We start from the raw sequence: 21,861 nt of genomic DNA on the forward strand, positions 1-21,861 counted from the left end.
GAAAATGACCTCTGGGACAGCAAAAAAAGCATGAGAGACGGGGATGCTGTGCAGGCCGGCCTCCCGCTCCCTCTGGCCCACATAACCGCGTCTGAAGGTGCGCCTCATCCCCCCGGAAACCGGACAGGCGAGGCTGGGCGCATGACCAGCAGCTACAAAGTCAGCCAGAGCGACACGACCCACGGCCCTGAGGGCGAGCACCACCTGATTCGCGGCGAGCAGAGCAGCATGCGCCTGTGGCACCGCGAGGAGCCCAGCGGCGAGAAGCCCGAAACCATGAACGAGTACGAGACGCTGGGCTACGTCATTGAAGGCCGCGCCGAGCTGACCGTGGACGGCCAGACCATTGCGCTGGCGCCCGGCGATTCCTACCGCGTGCCCATGAACGCGCCGCACACCTACCGCATTCTGGAAACGCTGACGGCCGTGGAAGTCACCAGCCCGCCCACCGAGAAGTAAGCACCCCACTACTTCAGCGCCGCCCAGCCCACCGCTGGCGCGGCGCTCTTTCTTGCCCAAGCCCTCATGAACTCGCCTTCAGGGCGCCGTCACCCCGCCCGGCCCCTTTCCCTGCACGCTAAGGCGCATGAGCGACCAGACAGGGAAGCCGCTGGCCGGCAAAGTGATTGCCATTCTCGCCGCCGACGGGGTGGAGCAGGTGGAATTGGTGAAACCCAGAGAGGCGCTGGAAGCCGCTGGGGCCACCACCCACCTGATCAGCCTGAAGCCAGGCCAGATTCAGAGTATGGAAGGCGACATCACGCCCAAAGACAAATACGACGTGGACCACACGGTCACGCAGGCCAACCCCAGTGACTACGACGGCCTGCTGCTGCCCGGCGGCACCGTCAACCCCGACAAGCTGCGGCTGGACGCTTACGCCATGCAGTTTGTGCGCGCCTTCTATGACCACGGCCAGCCCATTGCCGCTATCTGTCACGGACCCTGGAGCCTGAGCGAAACGGGCATTGCCAAGGGGCTGAAGATGACCAGTTGGCCCAGCCTGAAGCACGAGCTGGGGCTGGCGGGTGCGGAGTGGGTGGACAAGGAAGTCGTGGTGGACCGGGGCATTGTGACCAGCCGGAAGCCGGACGACATTCCCGCTTTCATCAAAAAAATGATTGAAGAGTTTCAGGAAGGGGACCACAGCAGCAAGCGGTGAAAGGGGAGAGGCGGGCGCCGTGGAATGGGCGACCCGCCTCCGTCTTGCATACATGGAATCGCGGCAGTCTAGAAATGACGTACTGAACGACGTAAATTGGTTCGATACGTGAGGGTTGACGCCGGATGCATATCGGGCTATCTTGGTTTTATCACCGCCGAAGAAGGCGGGTTTTTTATTTTGGGCGAGTTTACCTTTGAACGCATGCTCTACTTCTTCAGAGGGCGAATGGTCACGACGCGCTCCATGGGCGCTTTGTCGGCACCCCACATGGCGCGCAGGCGGAATACTTCCATGACCCTTTCCTCTGGCGTGCGGTCACGCCATTCGGCTGAAGCCGGGGGCTCGGCGCCCTTCTGGTAAATCTTGACGGTGGCTTTGCGGGTCATGAATCTCCCAGTTCTTCTATGTCGGCCAGATCGCGCAAGCGGCCTGTGGCGCGTTTATTCGTCTTAAGTGTCTCTACATCCAGCACAGGGGCTGGATAACCTGCCAGCGAGAGCATCATGCGACGTGGGTAAGCCTCGCTGAATGTCACACCATCCAGCGAGGTCAGGAGGTCAATGCGGTTCGGTTCGTAGCCGAGCTGAATCACGATGTTTTCTGTCAGAAAGTCCTGCTCAGTCAGGCCCAGGCTACTGAAACCGAAGTCACGCAGAGCTGCTATAAGCCGCTGTGCGTTGTCTACGCTGATCTCTAACCAGATGTCCAAGTCTTTGGTGTATCGCGGGTGGCCGTGGGCAGCTAAGGCAAATGCGCCTGCTACCAGGTACCGCACTTGGCGCCCATTCAGCGCTTCCAAAAAGTCACGGAAATCGTCGGAGAGGTGCGTCACGACTTCAGTTTAGAACGGGCTCAGTTCGTTATTGGAGTCCGGCCCGCCCAGGCTCAGGCTGGGGTAGCCCAGGAATTTTGGTGAAGCGGTTCAAGGGGATCGTGGGATAGGGCGTCTTCATAGAGCATGACTGGTGTGGTGGGTGAAAAACGGAGTGGGGCTAGATCGCTTGCGTCCTCAATCAGCTGACTGCAATGCGAGAAAACGCTCAGAGTCCGTTAAATGCTGCGGCCTGAAGGCTGGGCCACAACGAACAACAACGGCTCCCAGATGGAAGCCGTTGCAGGTCTAGAGTCGTGAGGTGATTTACGCCTCGACGTATTCCTCCACGGGGGGGCAGCTGCACACAAAATTCCTATCGCCGTACACGTTGTCTACGCGGTTTACGGCGGGCCAGTATTTCCACGCCTTCTGCGTGCTCGTGGGGTAGGCGGCCGTCTCGCGGCTGTACACGCGGTTCCAGTCCTCCGCGATCAGGTCGGCTTGGGTGTGGGGCGCGTGCTTCAGCGGGCTGTCTGCCGCCGCAATCAGTTCGTCCTGCACATCCTGAATCTCGCGGCGAATACCCAGCATGGCCTGAATAAAGCGGTCCAGCTCGGCCTTGGGTTCGCTTTCCGTCGGCTCAATCATCAGCGTGCCGGGCACGGGGAAGCTCATGGTGGGGGCGTGGAAGCCGTAGTCCATCAGGCGCTTGGCCACGTCTTCTTCGGTCACGCCCGTGGCCTGTTTTAGTGGGCGCAGATCAATGATGCATTCGTGCGCCACGCGCTCGTTGCGCCCGGTGTACAGCACGGGGTAGGCGCCTTTGAGGCCCTGGGCAATGTAGTTGGCGTTCAGCAGGGCGACCTGCGTGGCCTTCTTCAGCCCCTGCGCGCCCAGCAGGCGAATGTACAGGTAAGAAATGGGCAGGATGCTGGCGCTGCCATACGGCGCAGCGCTCACGGCGCCCGTCTCGCTCTCGTTCACAGCGCGCACAACGTGGTTGGGCAGGTAGGGGGCCAGGTGCGCCTTCACGCCAATGGGGCCCATGCCGGGGCCGCCGCCGCCGTGGGGAATGGCGAACGTCTTGTGCAGGTTCAGGTGGCTCACGTCGCTGCCGATCAGGCCGGGCTTGGTCAGGCCCACCTGGGCGTTCATGTTCGCGCCGTCCAGGTACACCTGCCCGCCGTGCTGGTGAATCAGCTCGCAGGCTTCGGTCACGCGCTCCTCGTACACGCCGTGGGTGCTGGGGTAGGTGATCATCAGGGCGCCCAGGTTGGCGCTGTGCTTCTCGGCCTGCGCCTTCAGGTCGTCCATGTCGATGTTGCCGTCAGCGTCCGTTTTCACCACAACCACCTGCATACCCATCATGGCGGCGCTGGCAGGGTTGGTGCCGTGGGCGCTGGCCGGAATCAGGCAGACGGTGCGGTGGCTCTCACCGCGCGCCTCATGGTACTTGCGAATAACCAGCAGACCCGCGTACTCGCCCTGGGCGCCGCTATTGGGCTGCAGGGACACAGCGTCGTAGCCGGTAATGTCGGCCAGCCACGCTTCCAGTTCCGCCAGCATCTCGGCGTAGCCCTCGGTCTGGTCGGCGGGGGCAAAGGGGTGCAGCTGCCCAAACTCCGGCCAGGTCACGGGAATCATTTCCGTGGTGGCGTTCAGCTTCATGGTGCAGGAGCCCAGCGGAATCATGCCGTGCGTCAGGCTGTAGTCCTTGTTCTCCAGGGACTTGAGGTAGCGCAGCATGCCGTGTTCGCTGTGGTGAGTGTTGAAGACCGGGTGGGTGAGGTAGTCCGTGGTGCGCTTGAGGTCCCCAGGAATGCCGTCTACCGCCTGAGGGTCCAGCGCCAGCACGTCGGCCTGCTGCCCGGTAATGGCTTCGATCAGGTCGCTCAGGTCGGTCACCGTCACGGTCTCATCCAGGCTGACCGAGATGCGGCCGACCTCGTAACGCAGGTTCAGGCCCTTGGCCTCGGCCCGCTCGCGGATGCTGGCCGCGTCACCTTCAAAGCTCAGGGTGTCGAAGAAGGCGGCATTCACCGTCAGGCCCGCGTCGGTCAGTGCCTTGGCCAGAATGCCGGTCAGGCGGCTGACGCGCTCGGCAATCGTTCCAATGCCTTTCGGGCCGTGGTACACGGCGTAGGCGGCGGCCATGTTCGCCAGCAGCGCCTGCGCGGTGCAGATGTTGCTGGTGGCCTTCTCGCGGCGGATGTGCTGCTCGCGGGTCTGCATCGCCATGCGGTAGGCGGTATGGCCGCGCGCGTCCTTGCTGACGCCAATCACGCGGCCGGGCATGGAACGCTCGAAGGTCTTCTGGCAGGCCAGGAACGCCGCGTGAGGGCCACCAAAGCCCATCGGCACGCCAAAGCGCTGGGCGCTGCCAATCACGATGTCGGCGCCCATCTCGCCCACGGGCTTGACTGCCGCGCTCGCCAGCAGGTCGGTGGCGGCAATCAGCAGGCCGCCTGCCGCATGCACGCGCTCGGCAATAGGGGAGAGGTCGTGCAGGTCGCCGTAGGTGCCGGGGGTCTGCACCAGCGCGGCGAAGGTGCCGTCGGGCAGCTCGGCGTCGGCGGGGCCGGTCACGATGTCGTAGCCAAAATATTCGGCGCGGGTCTTGATGACATCCAGCGTCTGGGGGTGTACGTCCTGCGCCACATACAGGGTGTTGCCCTTGCTCTTGCCCGCGCGCTTGGCCAGGGTCATGGCCTCGGCGGCGGCGGTGGCCTCGTCCAGCAGAGAAGCGTTACACACCGGCATGGCGGTCAGGTCCATGATGGCCTGCTGGAAGTTCAGCAGCATTTCCAGGCGGCCCTGCGAAATCTCGGCCTGGTAGGGGGTGTAGGCGGTGTACCAGCCGGGGTTTTCCAGCAGGTTGCGCAGCACGACGCCCGGCGTGTGCGTGCCGTGGTAGCCCATGCCGATGTAGCTGCGGAACACCTTGTTCTTCTGCGCCACGGCTTTCAGGTCGGCCAACGCCTGGGCCTCGGTCACGGGGCCGCCCACCTGCAGCTCGCCGTCAAAGCGGATGCTTTCGGGCAGGGTGGAATCGCTCAGTTCATCCAGGCTGCCTACACCCAGCCCCTGAAGCATCTCGTCCTGTTCGGCGTCGGTGGGGCCAATGTGGCGGTCCGTAAAGTCGGCGGTTTGCAGCAGGTCGGTGAGGCTGGTTCTCTGAAGATTGGGGGTCATAGGGACTCCTGGGGTGGGTGGCCCACCAGAGACCCGGCGGGCAATAGGACACGCCCTCCCACGGGGCAAAGAGCTCAGAGAGCTCTGGAGGGGAGGGCCAGGCTGAGGGGAAGGTCGGCCAGCGCGCGGCTAGGGAACCTTCCCCAGGCGTTCAGTTGTTCGCGCTGGTGTAGGCGCCCGCGTCCATCAGGTCGCCTTCGCCGGTCACGTCCAGCTTGAACAGCCAGCCGCCTTCGTAGGGCGCGCTGTTGACCAGTTCGGGGGTGCCTCTCAGGTCCTCGTTCACGGCGACCACGGTGCCGCTGGCCGGGGCATAAATATCGCTGGCCGTCTTCACGCTCTCTACAACCGCAATGGTCTCGCCGGCTTCAATCACACGGCCCACTTCGGGCAGCTCGACATACACCACGTCGCCCAGCTGTTCCTGCGCAAAGTCGGTGATGCCCACGGTGCCGTCTGCAGAGAGCCATTCGTGCGAGGCGGCGTATTTCAGGTCAGAGGGGGTGTTCGTCATGATGTGTATTCTCCGGGGTTTGGGAGGGGAAATGTGTGGGAAAGGGCGCGCAGGAATCGGAGAGGCGGGACGCAGAGTGTTGAGCGCGCACCGCCTCCCGCACTCCACTACGCCTTATAAAACGGCAATTCCATGCGCGTGGCCGGATGGTCTTTGCCGCGCACCTCGACTTCAAAGGTCTCGGCGGTGGCGTAAGCGGCTTCGACCAGCGCCATGGCAATCGGGTGGCCCAGGGTGGGGCTGCTGGTACCGCTGGTCACGTGGCCCACGACCTGCCCGGCCACCTTGACGGGGTAGCCTTCGCGCACCGGCACGCGCTCCAGCCGTAGGCCGACCAGCTTCTGCGACGGCGCCAGGCTGATGTGGTTCCGGCCCACATGGGCCTTGTCTTTGACCACCCAGGCGTAGGTGCTCGACAGGGGATGAATGGTGTCACTGAACTCGTGGCCGTACAGCGGGAAACCCGCTTCCAGGCGCAGGGTATCGCGGGCGCCCAGGCCAGCCGGGGTCAGGCCAATGGCCAGCAACTTGTCCCAGACGGTTTCAGCCTCGCTCGCGACGGCAAAGACCTCAAAGCCGTCCTCGCCGGTGTAGCCGGTGCGGGCCAGCCAGACGTCGAAGCCAAACAGCTTGGTCTGAAAGAAGGCGTTCTTCTTCTTGGCGCTCAGATCGGTGTCGGTGTGGGGTTGCAGCAGTTCGGGGGTTTTGGGCCCCTGCACCGCCAGCAGCCCCCAGCGGTCGCTTTCATCGGTCAGGGTGACGTCAAAGCCCTGGGTGTGGGCGTTCAGGTGTGCCCAGTCTTTGGCAATGTTGCCCGCATTGACCACCATCAGGTACTCGCCGTCCCGCACCATGTAGATGTAGATGTCGTCCACCAGGCCGCCCTGCACGCCCGGCAGCCAGTTGTACTGGGCGCGGCCGGCTTTCAATTTGCTGACGTCATTGGTGGTCACGCTCTGCAAGAAGGCCAGGGCGCCTTCGCCGGTAACGCGGAACTCGCCCATGTGCGACACGTCAAAGACGCCCGCGCCGGTCCGGACGGCGTCGTGTTCGGCTTTCAGGCCGCTGTACTGCACCGGCATATCCCAGCCGCCAAAGGGCACCATGCGGGCCCCGGCGCGCAGGTGCGCGGCGTGCAGAGGCGTCCGCTTCAGCGGCTCTTGGGGGGTGTCGGTCATGGGAAAATCGTACCGGAAGAGGTGGTTGGGCGTCCGGGCCGTCTGGACGACGGGAGGGCGGGCAATGTCAAGTCAAGGAGTGGAAAAGCTGCAGCCAGAGAGAGAATTTACGCTCTTTCTGAACTCGCCTCTGTGCCTGCCGGATGGGCCGTGACAGCCTCACACCTCCTGGCGCTGCTGCCCCCGACCGAACTAGCCGGGCGGGTGAAGGCATTCCGCGCCGCACAGGGGATTCAGGACGCAGCGGCGGTGCCGCATGTCACGGTCAAGGCCCGCAGTGGCCTGGGCGATCCCCCGAGTTGGCTGGGTCTGGCGTGTGCCGTGGCAGCTGAAACGGTGCCGGTGTCCCTAACCTTTGGCGGACTGAGGCTGTTCGGGGGTGGACGCGCGCTCTATCTGACGGTGCAGAGTCCCAGTGCCTTGGCCTTACACCTGGCGCTGCTGGCCGCCTTGAAGCCCGAGCAGCAATTCAGTTCAGAAGGACCGGGGATGACGCCCCATCTCACCCTGGCACTGGGCCGGCGGGGCGTGGACCTCAATTCGCTGTTCATGGCTGCTCAGCGCGAGTTTGCCGATCTGGCAGCCACGTCGCTGACCTGGACCGCCTCTGAGTTGGTCTGGCTGCGTAAGCCTGGGCCGGGCGCCGTCTATCTTCCGGTGGAGGCGTGGCCGCTGGGCGGCGGGTAAAGTCGCGTCTATGCCCACCCTGGCCCAGCTGAGAGAACTCCAGAGCATCGCCCAGGCGGGGCTGACCTACACCCGAGACCCCTACGACCGCGAACGCTTCGCGCGCCTACGCGACCTGACCGCTGAGCTGCTGGCCGAGCAGACCGGGCAGACCCCAGCGGCGGTGGCGGGCCTGCTCCGGGTTGAGGAGGGGTATCTCACACCCAAGGTGGATGTTCGGGCCGTCGTACTCAACGACCAAGGTGAGGTGCTGCTGACCCGTGAGGCTTCGGACGGGCGCTGGAGTTTACCGGGCGGCTGGGCCGACCCCGGCGAGAGTCCCCGTGAAATAGCGGTGCGCGAGGTCCGCGAGGAAACGGGCCAGGAGGTGCGGGCCCTGCGGCTGCTGTCTGTCGTGGACAAGGCCAAGCATCCGCACCCGCCGGATCTGTGGGCTGTGTACAAATTGTTCCTGCACTGCGAGCTGGTCGGCGCCGGGGCCGGCGTGCATCAGGCCAACCTCGAAACCACCGACAGCGGGTTTTTTCCGCTGGACGCCCTGCCGCCTCTGAGCCTGAGCCGCAACCTGCCCGAGCAAGTGCGCCGCGCCGTTACGCTGGTCCAGAATCCGGCGCTGGGAGTGGACGTGGACTGAGCGCAGGCGTACCGTTTCCTGGGCCAGTCTGGGCTTGACTGACCCCATGACGGTCATGGTGCTGGGGGCAACGGGCGGAATCGGCGCGGCAACCGCCCGCGCGTTTGCGGCGGCGGGGGACACCCTCTTTCTCTCGGGGCGGAATGAAGCGCGCCTGCTGACCCTCAGCCGTGAACTGGGGGCGCAGGCCAGGGCCACCGATCTGGGCTACGAAAGCCATGTGCGCGCCCTGTTTGAAGGGCTGCCCGCAACGCTGGACACGCTGGTCTATGCGGCGGGCGCCGCCCTCCCTGGCCCGCTGGCCGAGGCTGACCCTGCCCAGGTGCGCGCGGTCTGGAATGCCAACTACTTTGGAGCGCTATGGATGCTTAAGCATGGGCTGCGGCATCTGAACACCGGCGGGCGCGTGTACCTCCTGGGCGCCCGCCCCGAACTGACTACGGCCCGCGGCTTTGCCCAGTACGCCGCCAGCAAGGCGGCCCTGGCCCGCGCTGCTGATATAGCGCGATTGGAACACCGCAGCCTGGGCTTCACGCTGGTGCTGCCCCCAGCGGTGGACACAGGGCTGTGGACGCAGGTGGGCCGCGTACCCAAAGGAGCACTGGCCCCGGCTGCCGTGGCCCAGGCCATTGTGGCCGACCGCGCCGGGCCGCCTCAGGCTGAACTGCGGGTGGAATCCTGAGCGGTCTGTTCCTGGTGCGTTAGGATCAGCAGGCCGTCCACTAGACGACGCTGGGCAGCGGCATACAGAGCCAGCATGAGCCCTTCGGTCAGGGCGCGACTCAGGCCACCTCGCAGAAGATAGCGCCGCACCAGAATCAGCAGGTCCGACGCCACAAACAGCCAACCGCCCGCGCGCAGATGGCTGCTCGCCTCTGGGGGGAGGCGCGGGTCAGCGGCCAGCAGCGCCATCAGCGACAATAGGGCGCCGTAGCCGCTGAGGACCGGCAGGCTGGCGCGGTCATGGCGCCACAGCAGCGCTAAACCGACCCCAGCTGCGGTCACACGTAGCGGCCAGTGCTCCGTGTGGGGCCGGGCACCGCGTCGCCACAGCAGACCGATATACAGAGCTTGAGCCAGCGCGTACCACGCCGCGCCGCGCTGGAAACCGGCGGGGTGGCCCTGCGGGTCCGGCAGATGCGTCGCGGTAGCGATCTGGAACCCGCCCAGCCCCGACGCGCTCAGGGCGCCCAGCAGCAGGGCGGTGTCGCGGGGGTGTCGCTCAGGGGCGCGCGCTAGGACCTCAGCGGCCAGAGTCAGGATCAGGCTGACCTCGGCCACTTGATGAGCGCGCGCCTGGTCGAGTGCACCCGCCGCCACGGTGGCAGCAGCGCTCAGGCGAAAAGGCCAGCTGGTCATGGGGAGAGTCCCTGAGCCGCCTGCACGCCGTGCTCGGTGGCCAGCCACGCCGCTGGGCGGTCATGTGGCTCGGTGGGCAGCGCGGGCACCAGCAGCGCAACGGGGATGACCCCCACCGTCAGACCGGCAAAGTTGGGTAACAGGCGGTCATAGAAGCCGCCTCCGTAGCCCAGGCGCACGCCGCGCCGGTCATAAGCCAGGGCGGGCAGCAGCACCGCGTCTACGCTGGCCAGCGGCACCTGCGGCGCGTTGGCCGGCGGTTGCCAGGCGCCAAAGCGGCTGAGTTCGGTGGCGGTGTCCCAGGGGTGCAGGGTCAGATGCGGCTGCGGCCGAAAGCGGGCGCGGGTGGTGAGAAGCTCGAAGTCGTCGGCCAGCCCTGCCACATCCGGCTCGCCGCTTAGGGCGCGGTAGGCCAGCACCCGCTGGGCGCCGTGGGCGCGCAGAAAAGTGCGGAGGTGACCCGTGATAGTAGCCGACACGTCTGGCTGCGCCGCGCGGACCTGCCTGGCCCAGGCCCGCCACTCGGCTTTGGTGATAGGGACCACTGAAGCGCTCAGTCGGCCCACCTCTGCCCGTCATGAAGCGTCACCCAAGGTGCCGACTCGGGCACGGCCGTGAACGAGGTCAGGCCCCCGGCTGCGGTCCAGCGGTGCAGCAGCGTCAGCGGCGGCTGGTACTGAATCACCAGTTTGTCTGGCTGCGCCCAGTCCGGCTGAAAGGTGGCGTCGGTGCCGGGGCAGGTCATGACGATAGTGTGGGCGAAACTGGCGGTCAGCGGCAGATGAACGTGGCCGGCCACCACCCGCACCACCTGGGGGTGCTGCGCCACCACCGCGCAGAACTCGGCGTGACCCCGCAGGCCAATGTCATCCAGCACCTGCAGGCCGGTTTGAACCGGCGGATGGTGCATGAACAGCAGCGTGGGGCGCGCGGATGCCTGGGTCAGCACCTCGTCCAACCAGGTCAGGCGGCGGGCACACAGTTCGCCGCCGCCTTGACCGGGCCAGTGGGTGTCCAGACCGATCAGCCGCAGCGGAAAGTCCTCGACGACGTACTGCATGAAGCCCTCGCAAGCTTCGCCGGGCGGGGGCCGGCGCGACAGCAGTTCGGCGCGGTCGTCATGATTGCCCGGCACCACGAAGACCGGCATAGGGAGCGGCTCTAATGCCGCCTCGAATTCGTCGTACTCGTCAGGGTGGCCGTGGTCCGTGCAGTCGCCCGTGATCAGCACCGCGTCGGGCGGCTGGGGCAGGGCCAGGAGGAAGGCCACGGCGCGGCGCAGGGCGGCGGCCTTGTGGGGCCGAGTGCGGTCGACATGGGGATCACTGAGCTGAGCAAGAAGCATGGCGGAACACCTCTGACAGGGGCGAAACGGGGGAGATGGGCCTACAGGGCAGGCCACGAGTCGGCAGGAACGTGGCTGCATTGTGCCAGCCCAGAAGGCCCGGTGCGAGCCGTCTCCAGAAAATCGCGCGCCCGGCCATGACAGCCAGAGCGCGCGATTCAAGAAAGGGAAGATTACTGGGTGGCCAGGCCCAGGGCAAAGCTCTTGAGGCTCACGCCGCTGACGGTGGTTTTCAGGGTGGCGGCGCCCGTTTGCAGGTTGACCGTGTAGAAAGTGGTGTTGCTGCCTGCGTTGGAGCTCAGGTAGGCGGCACTGGCGCCGGCGATGTCAAAGCCGGTCGAGCCGACCGAAACATTCTGGCCCAGGGCGCCCACGGCGGTCATGGCGTTGAACTGCGGGCCAACGCTGTGCTTGACCAGCACGTCTAGGTCAGCGTCCACTGTGTAGAGGTCGGTCGTGGTGCCGGCATTGACCGCCTGGTTGGCACTGTTGTTAAACGAGTTGGTGTAGGCCGCCGCCGCGATGTTGGGGTTCTTGGTCGCGTTGGCGTCCACGAAAGCGAAGGTGCCGTCCGCCGTGGTGCCGCCAGTCGCATTCACAGGCGCGCTGGACACCGTATGACGGAAGTTCAGATCGCTGGTCCCCACCACGCGCAGGCGGTTGGCCACTGGGTTGAAGTCGGCGGCGACCACGGTAGCGCCGCTCAGGGCGACGGTGCTGTCGTCGACGGCCGTGCCAGTCACGGTGGTCGTTCCAGCGGTGACGTTGAACCTGTACACCGTACCCGTGTTGCTGAAGCCGTACAGGCGGTTGTCAGTATTGCGGACGTCCAGATCGACCAGTGTTTCGCCGTTGCCTATTCCCGACACACTCATAGTGGTCAGGCTGGCGTTGGCGTTGTCCAGACCGAAGGTGACCAGCTGGCCGCTTGCGGTGAGGCCGTAGACCAGTTGACCGATAGGGGCGACGGGCGCAACAGGAGTAGGGGTGCGGGTGCAGGATGCCAGAGCGAGGGCCGAAATCAGGGCCAACAGAGCAGTTTTTTTCATTTTTCAATCCTCCTAGGATGGTGGATGCTCCAGCCTTTTCTCAGACGACCGGAGCGCTCCTCTGCAGACAGTTAAGCTGGCCGGAGCTCATTAGATTGCGGCTCCTGTTCATTTCTTCTTCATGGTCGGCGAATCCTACCCCACTTCTTTGGGGCCTTTAAGGCCGGTTTTGCCTTCGCGTTCCTGAAGCACCGCTGCCACATCAGCAGGCGTGACTCCTACTTCAGCCAGGGCAAACAGCGTGTGAAACAGCAGGTCAGCGGCCTCGGTCGCCAGCTCGGCGCGGTCCCCATTCTTGGCCGCTAGCAGCACCTCGCCCGCCTCCTCGCTGATTTTTTTCAGCACGCGGTCCAGGCCGCCGGCGTGCAGCCGGGTCACGTAGCTCTGTTCGGGCAGGGTGGCCAGGCGCTCGGTGATGGTGGCGTAAACGCGCTCCAGGGTGCCGTCCAGGCCAGTGTCCGGGGTGCGGCCCTCCAGCAGCGGCCGGTGAAAGCAGGAGTACGCCCCAGTGTGGCAGGCAGGGCCGCTTTGCTGCACGCGGTACAGCAGACTGTCACCGTCGCAGTCGGTTTGCACGGACACGACCTGCTGGGTGTGCCCGCTGGTCGCGCCCTTGACCCACTGTTCCTGGCGCGAGCGGGAGTAGTAGGTGGCTTCGCGGGTCGCCAGTGTGCGTTCCACGGCGGCGCGGTCGGCCCAGGCCTGCATGAGCACGGCGCCGCTGCGGGCGTCCTGAGTCACGACCGGAATCAGGCCGCTCTGGGGGTCAAAGGTCAGGGTGTCAGGTGAGAGGAGTTCAGCAGTCATGGGGTGCCCTCCGGGCAGGGAGTAAAGAGTGATACGGACTCCGATTGAATCGTTTGCAAAAACGATGAAATCCGAGCGGACTTGCAAAGCTCCGCAGCAGAGTGAGAAGGAGAAAAACGGGTTCCGGACGTGGAGTTGGCAAATCGGCGTCTTCCCGATTTGTTAACGAAACAAACGGAATCCGTATGAGCAGTGAGGAAAAGCTAACGGCCTCCGCCCACTCACCACTGACCACTCCCTTCTCGCCATTCCGGGCGTACAGCCAGCCCTTCACCCTTCAGGTACGTCTTGACCTGCGGCACCGTCAGCTCGCCGAAATGAAAGACGCTGGCGGCGAGGGCGGCGTCGGCGTGGCCGCCCGCTGGGCCGCCGCTCAGCACGTCCCGGAAGTCCTCCAAGCGGCCCGCCCCGCCTGAGGCAATCACAGGAATGTCCACGGCGCGGGCCACGGCGCGGGTGGCCTCCAGGTCAAAGCCGGCGCGGGTGCCGTCGGCGTCCATGATGTTCAGGCACAGCTCGCCCGCGCCCAGCGCCTGCCCACGCGCGGCCCACTCCAGCAGGTCCAGCCCCGTATCCACCCGTCCGCCCGCGCGGTAGACGTTCCAGCCGCCGCCGGGACGCCGCTTGGCGTCAATACTCAGCATCACGCACTGCGCGCCGTGGTGGTCGCTGGCTTCCCGGATGAGGTCGGGGCGGGTGATGGCCCCGCTGTTCACGCTGATTTTGTCGGCCCCAGCCAGGAGCAACTGCCGGAAATCCGAGAGGTGGTTCACGCCGCCGCCCACCGTCAGCGGCATCATGACCTGCTCGGCGACCCGCGCGGCCACGTCCAGCATCAGGCTGCGGCCCTCATGGGTGGCGGTGATGTCGTAGAACACCAGTTCGTCGGCCTGCTGCGCCTCGTAGGCCTGGGCTAGCGCCAGGGGGTCCCCGGCGTCGCGGTGGTTCTCAAAAAAACGGACATTCTTGACCACCCGCCCGTTTTGCACGTCCAGGCAGGGGATAATGCGCTTGGTCAACATGCGGACCAGTTTACGCGGCGCGGCGGCGCCCCGGACCGGGCCTGTCAAGAAGACGCCCCCCACATGCGGCGTGAATCCAGCAGCGCTGGACCACTCTTTCTTAAACAATCTTTAACGCTTCCTCATGGTCTTTGCTAGACTCTGGGTCACAGGCCGCTTTCCCTTGTGGACCTGCCGCTGTTCACGCCACCACCATTTTCCTTTTCTTCTTCTCTGCGGTGGATACTGCGCTCGTCTTCTGCCTGGTCGGCGGCGCATTCCGCTCCAACTCAAAGCTGTTGTTTGGGGGGTTTTGTGAGCCGCCATATTCTGCTGATTGACGACAACGCCAACGATGTCGAGCTGGCCCTGACGGCCCTGGGGGACACGGAGACGGCGCCCGCACAGGTGAGTGTGGCCCTGGGGGGCCAGGAAGCCCTGAGGCTGCTGCGCCGGGCCCGCACCGAGGGCGCCCTGCCCGACCTCGTGCTGCTAGACCTGAAGATGCCCCAGATGGACGGCCTGGCGGTGCTCGACGCCATCCGCGCTGAACCGGGCCTGGAAACGCTGCCCGTGGTGATGCTCACGACCAGCGGCGAAGGCCGCGACATCCGCGAGTCGTATGCCCACGGCGCCAGCGGCTACGTGGTCAAGCCGCTGGACTTCACGCAGTTCCGGGAAGCCCTGCGCACCATTCAGGCGTTCTGGACCACGCTCAACCGCGTGCCCCGGCCCTCCTGACCAAACATTCAGACTTCCGGCAGTCTGCCGGCGCCACCCCGTACCCTGACGCTATGCGTGTGTATATCGGCTGTGGAGGGTACAGCAACGAGGACTGGGCCGCGCCTGGCCTGCTGTACGAAGGCGTGCGCAAGGACGACTATCTGGCGACCTACGCCGCGCACTTTGACGCCGTGGAGCTGAACAGTCCCTTCTACGCCATTCCGGGGCTGAAGGCCTTTGAGGGCATGGCGCGCAAAAGTGGCGGTCACACCCGCTTTGCCGTGAAGCTGAACAAGGTCTTTACCCACGACCGCGCTCCCACCGACGCCGACTTTGACCGGATGCTGCAAAGCCCAGAGCCGCTGCGCGAGGCCGGGCTTATGGGGCCGTATCTGGCGCAGTTTCCCTATTCCTTTCACCGCACGGCGGCCAACCGCAAATACCTGCTGGGCCTAGCCGAGCGCTTTGCCGGGCACGAACTGGCCGTCGAGTTCCGGCACACCGAATGGGACAAACCCGAGGTGCGTGAAGGCATGGCCGAACACGGCCTGTTGTGGGTCAGCCCCGATTACCCACCGGCGGGCGGCCTGCCCGAGCCGCAGCTGCACGCCACGGGCGACGTGGGCTACTTGCGCCTGCACGGCCGCAACGCCGGCAGCTGGTGGGAAGGGCAAAGCGCCGCCGAGCGCCACGACTACCGCTACAGCCGCGCTGAACTGGACGAGTGGGCGCAAAAGATTGCCCTGGTGGCCGAAGACCTCTCGGAGCTGTACATCTTTTTCGAGAACACCACCAAAGGCCACGCCCTGAAAAACATTCCGGTGCTGCGCGAGGCCCTGAACGCCCACGGCGTGCCGGTGGCAACACCCGACCCAGCGCAGCGCTCAGGCGAGGACCGGCTGCTTTAAGGCCTCATGCCAGCAGGTCGCGGGCGATAATCAGCTTCTGAATTTCGCTGGTGCCTTCATAGATGCGCAGCAGGCGTTGGTCGCGGTAAAAGCGCTCTAAGGGCGAGTCTTTCATGTAGCCCATGCCGCCGGCCACCTGCACCGCTTGATCGGCCACTTTCGACAGGGCCTCGGTGGCGTGGTACTTGGCCACGCTCGCCATGCGGCGCACGTCCTGGCCCTGGTCGGCCAGCCAGGCCACCTTCTGCCACAGCACGCGGCTGGTCTGCACGGCAATGTCCATCTCGGCCAGCATGAACTGCACCGCCTGAAAGTTGGCGATCGGCTGGCCAAACTGCTCGCGGGTCTGGGCGTGCGCCACCGAGAGGGCCAGCAGGCGCGCCATGGCCCCGGTGGCGCGCGCGGCAATGCCCACCCGGCCCGCGGTCAGGATGCCCAGTGCCTCACGGTAGCCCTGATGTTCGGGGCCCAGCAGGTTGGCGGCCGGGACTTCGGCGTCCTGAAAGATGACCTCGGCGCTCAGGGCGCCCTTCTGGCCCATCTTCTCGTCAATTTTGCCGATGCTGACCCCCGGCGTGGCGTGCGGCTCGACCAGAAAAGCGCTCATGCCGCGCGTGCCCTGGTCGGGGTCCGTGACGGCGATAACGGTCAGCAGGCCCGCAGTGGGCGCGTTGCTGATGTAGTGCTTGGTGCCGTTCAGGACGTAGGTGTCGCCCCGCTTCTGGGCGCGGGTGCGGATGCTGGCGGCGTCCGAGCCGCTGCTGGGCTCGGTCAGGGCAAAGCCGGCAAGGCACTCGCCACTGGCCATGCGGGGCAAAAACCGCGCTTTTTGCTCTGGTGTCCCCAGGCGCACCAGCCCGCCCGTGCCGATGCTGGCATGCGCGCTGATGACCCCGCCAAAGCCCATATGGCCCTGGCCCAGCGCCTCGTAGGCGGCGCAGCGGCCCAGGGTGTTCAGGCCGGCGCCGCCGTACTCTTCTGGAATGCTCAGGCCAAACAGGCCCAGTGCGGCGGCTTCGCGCAGCAGCTCCTGCGGCACGCGGTTGTCGGCCTCGATCTCGTGGGCGCGGGCCTCGACCCGGCGCAGCATGAAGTCGCGGATGGTCGCCTGCAACTCGCGCAGGTCGCTGGGCAGCTCGAAGTCCATGTGCGGCCCAGTGTAGACCTGCTGGCCAGGGCCACCGGCCGGCAGCCATTGACACCCTGCGCCCTCCCCATTAAGCTGTGTGGGCCTGCAAGACGTGGGCGCGCGGTGGGTTTAGCTCAGTCGGTTAGAGCGCCGCTCTGTGGAAGCGGAGGTCGTGGGTTCAAATCCCATAATCCACCCCAGCCGCCCGGCCCCAGGTTTCGCGCCTGGGGCCGGCGCTTTCTTCAGCAGGTACCCACAAGTGTCAGGCAGGCAACCGTGTGCGGGGATGGCGGAATTGGTAGACGCACCAGACTTAGGATCTGGTTCCCGTAGGGAGTGAGGGTTCAAGTCCCTTTCCTCGCACCACACAGCAAAAGAGGCGGCCCTGAACTCCTTTGTTCAGGGCCGCGCCTCTGTCTGCGCCTGCCGCTGCAAATGCACTATGATGCTCGGCGGCATGCCGCGCGCCTGTCCCTCCCCTGGGCATGGCCGCGGCACGGCAGAAGAATCAAGAGGTAATGCGCCTGCCGGCCCTGCCTGGTGCCCTCCGTCCAGCTGGAGGAGGGTCTGGGCAGCCGGAACGCGGCGCAGACGGGAGACCCAATGGCAGAGCTGATGAGCAGAGAAGGCAACAAGGTGGAATTCAAGGTCACGGTGCCCGCCGCCGAAGTGAACCGTGCATATGACCAGGTGTGGGCCGGCCTGGCGCGCGACGTGCGCGTGCCTGGCTTCCGCCCCGGCAAGGCGCCGCGCAAGGTCATCGAAGGCCGCGTGGGCAAGGGCTACGTCGAGCAGGAAGTGCGTGACCGCCTGCTGCAGACCCACTACACCCAGGCCGCCCGCGAACTGAAGCTGAGCCTGGTGGACGCCACCATTGACCCCCAGACCCTGCAAAGCGGTCAGTCCTTTGAATTCATGGTCAAGGGCGAAACCTACCCTGAAGTCAAACTGGCCGACTGGAGCGGGCTGCAGCTCAGCGCCGCCGCTCCTGAAATTACCGACGAGGTCCTGGAGCGCACCCTCAGCGACCTGCGCGAGCGCAACGCCACCTTCGAGAGTGCCGAGCGTCCCATCGAGGCCAGCGATCAGGTCACCATCGAAGAAGAGGGCGAGGACGGCGGCAGCTACCCCGTCTACCTCGACGTGGCCGAGGCGCATGTGCGTGACGCCCTGCTGGGCAAGACCAAGGGCGACACCGTGACCATCACGGTGCCCGCGCACAGCCACGGCGACCATGAACACCCCGAGCACACGGTCACGGTCACGGTGGTGGACGTGAAGACCAAGCAGCTGCAGGAGCTGAACGACGAGTTCGCCAGCAGCCTGAACTTTGATTCGCTGGAGCGTCTGCGCACCGACCTGAAGGCCGAGCTGGAGCGCCGCGCGCAGCAGGAAGGCGACGCTGGCCGCCGCGAAGAGTTCATCACGGCGCTGGTGGAAGGCATGGAAGCCGATATTCCCCAGGCGCTGCTGGACCGCCGCCGCGAGTCTATGATGGAAGAAATCAAGGACGACCTGGGCCGCCAGGGCGTCAAGTGGGACGAGTACGAGAGCTTCATGCAGGAGCAGGGCAAGCTGGACGACTTCCTGGCCGACTTGGGCAAGAACGCCGAGACCCGCGTGAAGCGCGACCTGGTACTGGAGCGCCTGGCCGAGGACCTGAAAGTTCAGGTCAGCGACGCCGAGTTCAACCAGACCATGAACGCGCTGGCGCAGGCCAACGGCCTGAGCGCCGCCGAGTTGAGCAAGCAGCTGGGGCCGAATGGCATCAACTCGTACTACATCAGCCTGACCCGCGAGAAGGGCCTTCAGCAGGCCATGACGCAGCTGGCCGGTGGCCAGAGCGAGCAGGCCAGCACCGCCCAAGCCAACACGGCTGAAGACAGCGCCGAGCCGACTGCACCTGAATCGGCCAGCACCGAGGCGACCGAGCAGGCGGACATCACCGAAAGCTAAGCGGCTGTGGCCGGACCGGGGAAGCGTGCAGGTGGCGCTTCCCCGGTTTCTTTTGGTCCTTCCCACAAACTCTGAACTCGATTCATTGAACAGGCGTTCAAAGAATGTTACGGTGGGTGACATGAGTGATCCTTCTGTCTCGGCCCTGACGGCCCGGCCCAGTCTGGGCGTCACGGCGCTGGGCACCTACGCCCCCGAACGCGTGGTGCCCAACAGTGAATTCGAAACCCGCATGGACACGACGGCCGAGTGGATCGAGTCGCGCACCGGCATCCGCGAGCGGCGCTTTGCTGGGCCCGACCAGTACACCAGCGACCTGGGCGTGCTGGCCGTGCGCGACTTGCTGCGGCGTGACCCGGACGCCCTGCGCGAGGTGGACGCCGTGATCTGCGCCACCGTCAGCCCCGACGCCCTGATGCCCTCTACGGCCGCCCTCATTGCCATGCAGGTGGGCCTGGTGGGCGCGGCGGCCTTTGACCTGAGTACCGCGTGCAGCGGCTTTGTGTACGGCCTGAGCGTGGCCCAGGGCCTGATCCTGGCGGGCAGCGCCCGGCGCGTCCTGGTGGTGGGCGCCGAGGCCCTGAGCAAAATCGTGGATCCGAACGACCGCAACACCGCCATTCTGTTTGGGGACGGCGCGGGCGCGGCGGTGGTCGGGCCGGTGCCTGACGGCTACGGCTTTCAGGAATTTGTGCTGGGGGCCGATGGCAATGGGGGTGCCAGCCTGTACCTGCGCTGCGTGGCGCCGCGCCTGCCGGGCGGCTTTGAGATGTCCCAGTCGGTCGGCATGAACGGCCGTGAGGTGTTCAAGTTCGCCGTGCGGGTGCTGGGTGAAAGCGGCACCCAGGCGCTGGCCAAGAGCGGCCTGACGAGTGCCGACGTGGACTGGGTGATTCCCCATCAGGCCAACGTGCGCATTATCGAGGCCGCGATGGAGCGTTTTGGCCTGCCCATGAGCAAGGCCACCGTGAACCTGGACCGCTACGGCAACACCAGTTCGGCCACGGTGCCGCTGGTGATGCGAGAGGCCATTGACGACGGCCGCATTCAGGACGGTCAGCAGCTGCTGCTGATTGCCTTCGGCGGCGGCCTGTCGTGGGTGGCCGGCACCATGAAGTGGTGGGCAGGGGCGCCCAGCCTGCATTCCCGCACCCCTGAAGAAGTGGGGGCCTGGGCATGACGCCAGACGTGAGAATCGCCGCCCTCTTTCCGGGCCAGGGGTCGCACGCCGTGGGCATGGGGGCTGACCTGGCCGCCACCTTCCCCGAGGCGGCCGAGGTCTACGCCCAGGCTGACGCGGTGCTGCCCGGCCTGCGCGCCCTGATAGAAACCGGGCCGCTGGACGACCTGACCCTGACCGCCAACCAGCAGCCGGCCCTGGTGGCGGCGTCGGTGGCGGCCTACCGGGCGTGGCGGGCCCACACCGGCCTGACCCCTGCCTTCGCGGCGGGGCACTCGCTGGGCGAGTATTCCGCGCTCGTGGCGGCCGACGCCCTGAGTCTGGGAGACGCCCTGCGCCTGACCCGTCAGCGAGGCGAGCTGATGCAGGCGGCGGTGCCCGTGGGCGAGGGCGCCATGAGCGCCGTGATGGGCGACCCGGCTGTGGTGCAGGAGGTCTGCGCCGCACACGCTGGGGTGCAGCCTGCCAACTTCAATGCCCCCACCCAGACCGTGATTTCGGGGACCAGGGCGGCTGTCGAGGCGGCCGGCGCCGAGCTGAAGGCGCGCGGCCTGAAAGCCATTCCGCTCAAGGTCAGCGCGCCCTTTCACTGCACCCTGATGGACCCGGCGGCGCAGGGCCTGGCGCCCGCCCTACACACCGTCCGGTACGCGCCGCCGGCTTTTCCGGTGTACGCCAACGTGACCGCTCAGCCCACTACCGACGCGGCCCCGCTGCCAGACTTGCTGACCCGGCAGATCACGGGTGCTGTGCGCTGGGTCGAGACGATTGAGGCGCTGGCGGCGGCCGGGGCCGAGGTCTTTATCGAGTTTGGCCCTGGTAAGGTTCTGACTGGTCTGGTGGGGCGCATTCTGCCGGGCGCCCGTACGCTCAACGTGGGCACGGTGGAGCAGGTCCAGAGCTTTTCTCTGTGAGCCGCGACGAGCTGCGGCAGGCTCTGGCGGCGCGCACCGAGGAAGTGGCGGCGGTTGTTGAAGCCCTGGAGACGGAAGCTTTCTCCCGTGGGAGAGCTGACCAGTGGTCGCCCGCTCATCACCTGGACCACCTGACCCGGTCGCATAAAGTGCTGGCGATGGCGCTGTCCATGCCGCGGGACCGTTTCGGGTGGGGGACCCGCCCGGTAGGGACGCCAGGGCAAGCCTACGACACCCTCAGAGACGAGTACCTGCGGCGCTTGCGTGAGCAGGGCGTCAAGGCCACAGGCCGCTTTGTGCCGCAGCCGCATGGCGCGCAGTATGAGCAGCTAGACCAGTACCGCCAGTCCGTCGACTTGCTGGCCCATCACCTTATGGCCTATGTGAACGAGGCTGAACTGGACACGGCCACCCTGCCCCACCCGGTGCTGGGAGAGCTGAGTGTGCGTGAGATGCTCCTCTTTACGCTGTACCACAACGAACATCATCTTCGCGGCCTGACCGCACAGGAGCCTCTATGACCGACCTGTCTACCCCGCCTTCCCGCAAAGTCGCCCTGGTCACGGGCAGCAGCCGGGGGCTTGGCCGCGCTATGGCCCTGGGCCTGGCCCGTGCCGGCTTTGACGTGGCTGTGCATTACGGCCGCAATGCTGCTGAGGCCGAGGCGGTGGCCGCCGAGGCCCGTCAGAGTGGCGCCCGCGCCGAGGTCTACGGCGCCGACCTGACCGTCCCCGCCAACGCTGGCACACTGGTCGAAACGGTGATCAAGGAGATGGGCCGACTGGACGTGCTGGTCAACAACGCCGGCATCACCCGCGATACGCTGGCCATTCGCATGAAAGACGAGGACTGGGACGTGGTGCTGCAGACCAACCTTTCCAGCGCCTTTGTGGCCTGCCGCGCTGCCATTAAACACATGATGCGGGCGCGGGCCGGGCGGATTATCAATGTGGCGTCGGTGGTGGGCCTGACGGGCAATCCGGGACAGGCCAACTACGTGGCCAGCAAGGCGGGCCTGATTGGCCTGACCAAGGCGCTGGCCAAGGAGTACGGCGGGCGCGGCATTACTGTGAACGCCATCGCCCCTGGCTTTATCCAGAGCGACATGACGGCGCAGCTGCCGGACAACGTGCAGCAGGCGTACCTGGGCAGCATCCCCCTGTCCCGCTTTGGTCAGCCCGAAGAGGTCGCGTCCCTGGTGGCTTTTCTGGCCAGCGACGGCGCCGCGTACATCACGGGGCAGACGATCGGGGTGGACGGCGGCCTGAATCCCCACTGAGCATATGGAACAGTGAAGGATTGATGG

General features: G+C 65.9%; 24 protein-coding genes and 2 tRNA genes. 14 read left to right on the plus strand and 12 right to left on the minus strand.

From position 1 onward, the window contains the following. Positions 1-141 precede the first annotated feature (141 nt). Together K7W42_RS08895 and K7W42_RS08900 are read left to right on the plus strand one after the other, a co-directional pair. Positions 142-459, plus strand: coding sequence for a cupin domain-containing protein (locus K7W42_RS08895; RefSeq protein ID WP_224574012.1), 318 nt, complete (start codon positions 142-144; stop codon positions 457-459). Between the two features lie 127 nt (positions 460-586). After that, complete coding sequence (locus K7W42_RS08900; RefSeq protein ID WP_224574013.1) at positions 587-1,162, plus strand: type 1 glutamine amidotransferase domain-containing protein; 576 nt, start codon at positions 587-589, stop codon at positions 1,160-1,162. Positions 1,163-1,371: 209 nt separating this feature from the next. Here the strand turns inward: K7W42_RS08900 and K7W42_RS08905 are convergent, their stop codons facing one another. The 5 genes from K7W42_RS08905 to gcvT form a co-directional block, all read right to left on the minus strand. After that, positions 1,372-1,551: a hypothetical protein gene (locus tag K7W42_RS08905; RefSeq protein ID WP_224574014.1), complete on the minus strand. Its 180-nt coding sequence runs from the start codon at positions 1,549-1,551 to the stop codon at positions 1,372-1,374. After that, positions 1,548-1,997, minus strand: coding sequence for a hypothetical protein (locus tag K7W42_RS08910; RefSeq protein WP_224574015.1), 450 nt, complete (start codon positions 1,995-1,997; stop codon positions 1,548-1,550). The genes K7W42_RS08905 and K7W42_RS08910 overlap by 4 nt, the downstream gene beginning before the upstream one ends. A gap of 306 nt (positions 1,998-2,303) precedes the next feature. Then, positions 2,304-5,171, minus strand: coding sequence for an aminomethyl-transferring glycine dehydrogenase (gene gcvP, locus K7W42_RS08915; RefSeq protein WP_224574016.1), 2,868 nt, complete (start codon positions 5,169-5,171; stop codon positions 2,304-2,306). A gap of 151 nt (positions 5,172-5,322) precedes the next feature. Beyond that, complete coding sequence (gene gcvH, locus K7W42_RS08920) at positions 5,323-5,685, minus strand: glycine cleavage system protein GcvH (RefSeq protein WP_224574018.1); 363 nt, start codon at positions 5,683-5,685, stop codon at positions 5,323-5,325. 107 nt (positions 5,686-5,792) lie between these two features. Then, entirely contained in the window at positions 5,793-6,863 is a 1,071-nt protein-coding gene (gene gcvT / locus K7W42_RS08925; protein WP_224574019.1) for a glycine cleavage system aminomethyltransferase GcvT, read from the minus strand. Between the two features lie 150 nt (positions 6,864-7,013). Here gcvT and K7W42_RS08930 point away from each other — a divergent pair, with 150 nt between their 5' ends. From K7W42_RS08930 to K7W42_RS08940, 3 genes are read left to right on the plus strand one after another with little or no spacing between them, the layout of a single operon-like run. Next, entirely contained in the window at positions 7,014-7,550 is a 537-nt protein-coding gene (locus K7W42_RS08930) for a 2'-5' RNA ligase family protein (protein WP_224574021.1), read from the plus strand. A gap of 10 nt (positions 7,551-7,560) precedes the next feature. Beyond that, positions 7,561-8,184: an NUDIX hydrolase gene (locus tag K7W42_RS08935; protein ID WP_224574024.1), complete on the plus strand. Its 624-nt coding sequence runs from the start codon at positions 7,561-7,563 to the stop codon at positions 8,182-8,184. Positions 8,185-8,230: 46 nt separating this feature from the next. Next, positions 8,231-8,866 (plus strand): SDR family NAD(P)-dependent oxidoreductase, encoded by a 636-nt coding sequence (locus K7W42_RS08940; protein ID WP_224574026.1) that lies wholly within the window; start codon positions 8,231-8,233, stop codon positions 8,864-8,866. Here the strand turns inward: K7W42_RS08940 and K7W42_RS08945 are convergent. The 6 genes from K7W42_RS08945 to hisF all read right to left on the minus strand — a co-directional run bounded on the left by K7W42_RS08945 (position 8,839) and on the right by hisF (position 13,766). After that, positions 8,839-9,543, minus strand: coding sequence for a lysoplasmalogenase family protein (locus K7W42_RS08945; protein ID WP_224574029.1), 705 nt, complete (start codon positions 9,541-9,543; stop codon positions 8,839-8,841). The genes K7W42_RS08940 and K7W42_RS08945 overlap by 28 nt on opposite strands. Further along, a complete protein-coding gene (locus K7W42_RS08950; RefSeq protein ID WP_224574032.1) occupies positions 9,540-10,088 on the minus strand; it encodes a 5-formyltetrahydrofolate cyclo-ligase in 549 nt (182 codons plus the stop codon). The genes K7W42_RS08945 and K7W42_RS08950 overlap by 4 nt, the downstream gene beginning before the upstream one ends. 8 nt (positions 10,089-10,096) lie before the next feature. Next, positions 10,097-10,888 carry a phosphodiesterase gene (locus tag K7W42_RS08955; RefSeq protein ID WP_224574034.1) on the minus strand — a complete coding sequence of 264 codons (792 nt, stop codon included), beginning with the start codon at positions 10,886-10,888 and terminating at the stop codon, positions 10,097-10,099. A gap of 173 nt (positions 10,889-11,061) precedes the next feature. Next, a complete protein-coding gene (locus tag K7W42_RS08960; protein WP_224574037.1) occupies positions 11,062-11,937 on the minus strand; it encodes a DUF4394 domain-containing protein in 876 nt (291 codons plus the stop codon). Between the two features lie 135 nt (positions 11,938-12,072). After that, entirely contained in the window at positions 12,073-12,744 is a 672-nt protein-coding gene (gene hisIE, locus K7W42_RS08965; protein ID WP_224574039.1) for a bifunctional phosphoribosyl-AMP cyclohydrolase/phosphoribosyl-ATP diphosphatase HisIE, read from the minus strand. 221 nt (positions 12,745-12,965) lie between these two features. Further along, positions 12,966-13,766: an imidazole glycerol phosphate synthase subunit HisF gene (hisF, locus tag K7W42_RS08970; RefSeq protein ID WP_224574042.1), complete on the minus strand. Its 801-nt coding sequence runs from the start codon at positions 13,764-13,766 to the stop codon at positions 12,966-12,968. 294 nt (positions 13,767-14,060) lie between these two features. On the opposite strand from hisF, the gene K7W42_RS08975 reads away from it, so the two are divergent. Together K7W42_RS08975 and K7W42_RS08980 are read left to right on the plus strand one after the other, a co-directional pair. Further along, positions 14,061-14,486, plus strand: coding sequence for a response regulator (locus tag K7W42_RS08975; RefSeq protein WP_224574046.1), 426 nt, complete (start codon positions 14,061-14,063; stop codon positions 14,484-14,486). Between the two features lie 53 nt (positions 14,487-14,539). Beyond that, positions 14,540-15,376, plus strand: coding sequence for a DUF72 domain-containing protein (locus K7W42_RS08980; RefSeq protein WP_224574048.1), 837 nt, complete (start codon positions 14,540-14,542; stop codon positions 15,374-15,376). Positions 15,377-15,380: 4 nt separating this feature from the next. Here the strand turns inward: K7W42_RS08980 and K7W42_RS08985 are convergent, their stop codons facing one another. Further along, positions 15,381-16,523, minus strand: a complete 1,143-nt coding sequence (locus tag K7W42_RS08985; RefSeq protein ID WP_224574051.1) for an acyl-CoA dehydrogenase family protein — start codon at positions 16,521-16,523, stop codon at positions 15,381-15,383. Positions 16,524-16,628: 105 nt separating this feature from the next. On the opposite strand from K7W42_RS08985, the gene K7W42_RS08990 reads away from it, so the two are divergent. The 7 genes from K7W42_RS08990 (at position 16,629) to fabG (ending at position 21,834) form a co-directional block, all read left to right on the plus strand. Then, positions 16,629-16,705 (plus strand) — tRNA-His (locus tag K7W42_RS08990). Positions 16,706-16,785: 80 nt separating this feature from the next. Further along, positions 16,786-16,871, plus strand: a tRNA-Leu gene (locus tag K7W42_RS08995). Between the two features lie 237 nt (positions 16,872-17,108). Continuing rightward, positions 17,109-18,461, plus strand: coding sequence for a trigger factor (gene tig / locus K7W42_RS09000; RefSeq protein ID WP_224574053.1), 1,353 nt, complete (start codon positions 17,109-17,111; stop codon positions 18,459-18,461). Positions 18,462-18,582: 121 nt separating this feature from the next. Next, the gene (locus tag K7W42_RS09005; protein WP_224574056.1) at positions 18,583-19,641 is read left to right on the plus strand and encodes a beta-ketoacyl-ACP synthase III; all 1,059 of its coding nucleotides are present in this window, start codon (positions 18,583-18,585) and stop codon (positions 19,639-19,641) included. After that, entirely contained in the window at positions 19,638-20,555 is a 918-nt protein-coding gene (gene fabD / locus K7W42_RS09010; RefSeq protein ID WP_224574059.1) for an ACP S-malonyltransferase, read from the plus strand. The genes K7W42_RS09005 and fabD overlap by 4 nt, the downstream gene beginning before the upstream one ends. Then, positions 20,552-21,076 carry a DinB family protein gene (locus tag K7W42_RS09015; RefSeq protein WP_224574061.1) on the plus strand — a complete coding sequence of 175 codons (525 nt, stop codon included), beginning with the start codon at positions 20,552-20,554 and terminating at the stop codon, positions 21,074-21,076. The genes fabD and K7W42_RS09015 overlap by 4 nt, the downstream gene beginning before the upstream one ends. Next, the gene (gene fabG / locus K7W42_RS09020; RefSeq protein WP_157459398.1) at positions 21,073-21,834 is read left to right on the plus strand and encodes a 3-oxoacyl-[acyl-carrier-protein] reductase; all 762 of its coding nucleotides are present in this window, start codon (positions 21,073-21,075) and stop codon (positions 21,832-21,834) included. Before K7W42_RS09015 ends, fabG begins: the two co-directional genes overlap by 4 nt. Positions 21,835-21,861 lie beyond the last annotated feature (27 nt).

This window comes from Deinococcus betulae (genome assembly GCF_020166395.1).
Lineage (GTDB): Bacteria > Deinococcota > Deinococci > Deinococcales > Deinococcaceae > Deinococcus > Deinococcus betulae.

Excerpts from the sequence above, each read along its gene's own strand:
- K7W42_RS08895 (WP_224574012.1), top strand. The coding sequence starts at position 142 with ATGACCAGCAGCTACAAAGTCAGCCAGAGCGACACGACCCACGGCCCT.
- K7W42_RS08900 (WP_224574013.1), top strand. The coding sequence starts at position 587 with ATGAGCGACCAGACAGGGAAGCCGCTGGCCGGCAAAGTGATTGCCATT.
- K7W42_RS08905 (WP_224574014.1), bottom strand. The coding sequence starts at position 1,551 with ATGACCCGCAAAGCCACCGTCAAGATTTACCAGAAGGGCGCCGAGCCC.
- gcvP (WP_224574016.1), bottom strand. The coding sequence starts at position 5,171 with ATGACCCCCAATCTTCAGAGAACCAGCCTCACCGACCTGCTGCAAACC.
- gcvH (WP_224574018.1), bottom strand. The coding sequence starts at position 5,685 with ATGACGAACACCCCCTCTGACCTGAAATACGCCGCCTCGCACGAATGG.
- gcvT (WP_224574019.1), bottom strand. The coding sequence starts at position 6,863 with ATGACCGACACCCCCCAAGAGCCGCTGAAGCGGACGCCTCTGCACGCC.
- K7W42_RS08935 (WP_224574024.1), top strand. The coding sequence starts at position 7,561 with ATGCCCACCCTGGCCCAGCTGAGAGAACTCCAGAGCATCGCCCAGGCG.
- K7W42_RS08940 (WP_224574026.1), top strand. The coding sequence starts at position 8,231 with ATGACGGTCATGGTGCTGGGGGCAACGGGCGGAATCGGCGCGGCAACC.
- K7W42_RS08945 (WP_224574029.1), bottom strand. The coding sequence starts at position 9,543 with ATGACCAGCTGGCCTTTTCGCCTGAGCGCTGCTGCCACCGTGGCGGCG.
- K7W42_RS08955 (WP_224574034.1), bottom strand. The coding sequence starts at position 10,888 with ATGCTTCTTGCTCAGCTCAGTGATCCCCATGTCGACCGCACTCGGCCC.
- K7W42_RS08960 (WP_224574037.1), bottom strand. The coding sequence starts at position 11,937 with ATGAAAAAAACTGCTCTGTTGGCCCTGATTTCGGCCCTCGCTCTGGCA.
- hisIE (WP_224574039.1), bottom strand. The coding sequence starts at position 12,744 with ATGACTGCTGAACTCCTCTCACCTGACACCCTGACCTTTGACCCCCAG.
- hisF (WP_224574042.1), bottom strand. The coding sequence starts at position 13,766 with ATGTTGACCAAGCGCATTATCCCCTGCCTGGACGTGCAAAACGGGCGG.
- K7W42_RS08980 (WP_224574048.1), top strand. The coding sequence starts at position 14,540 with ATGCGTGTGTATATCGGCTGTGGAGGGTACAGCAACGAGGACTGGGCC.
- K7W42_RS08985 (WP_224574051.1), bottom strand. The coding sequence starts at position 16,523 with ATGGACTTCGAGCTGCCCAGCGACCTGCGCGAGTTGCAGGCGACCATC.
- tig (WP_224574053.1), top strand. The coding sequence starts at position 17,109 with ATGGCAGAGCTGATGAGCAGAGAAGGCAACAAGGTGGAATTCAAGGTC.
- K7W42_RS09005 (WP_224574056.1), top strand. The coding sequence starts at position 18,583 with ATGAGTGATCCTTCTGTCTCGGCCCTGACGGCCCGGCCCAGTCTGGGC.
- fabD (WP_224574059.1), top strand. The coding sequence starts at position 19,638 with ATGACGCCAGACGTGAGAATCGCCGCCCTCTTTCCGGGCCAGGGGTCG.
- fabG (WP_157459398.1), top strand. The coding sequence starts at position 21,073 with ATGACCGACCTGTCTACCCCGCCTTCCCGCAAAGTCGCCCTGGTCACG.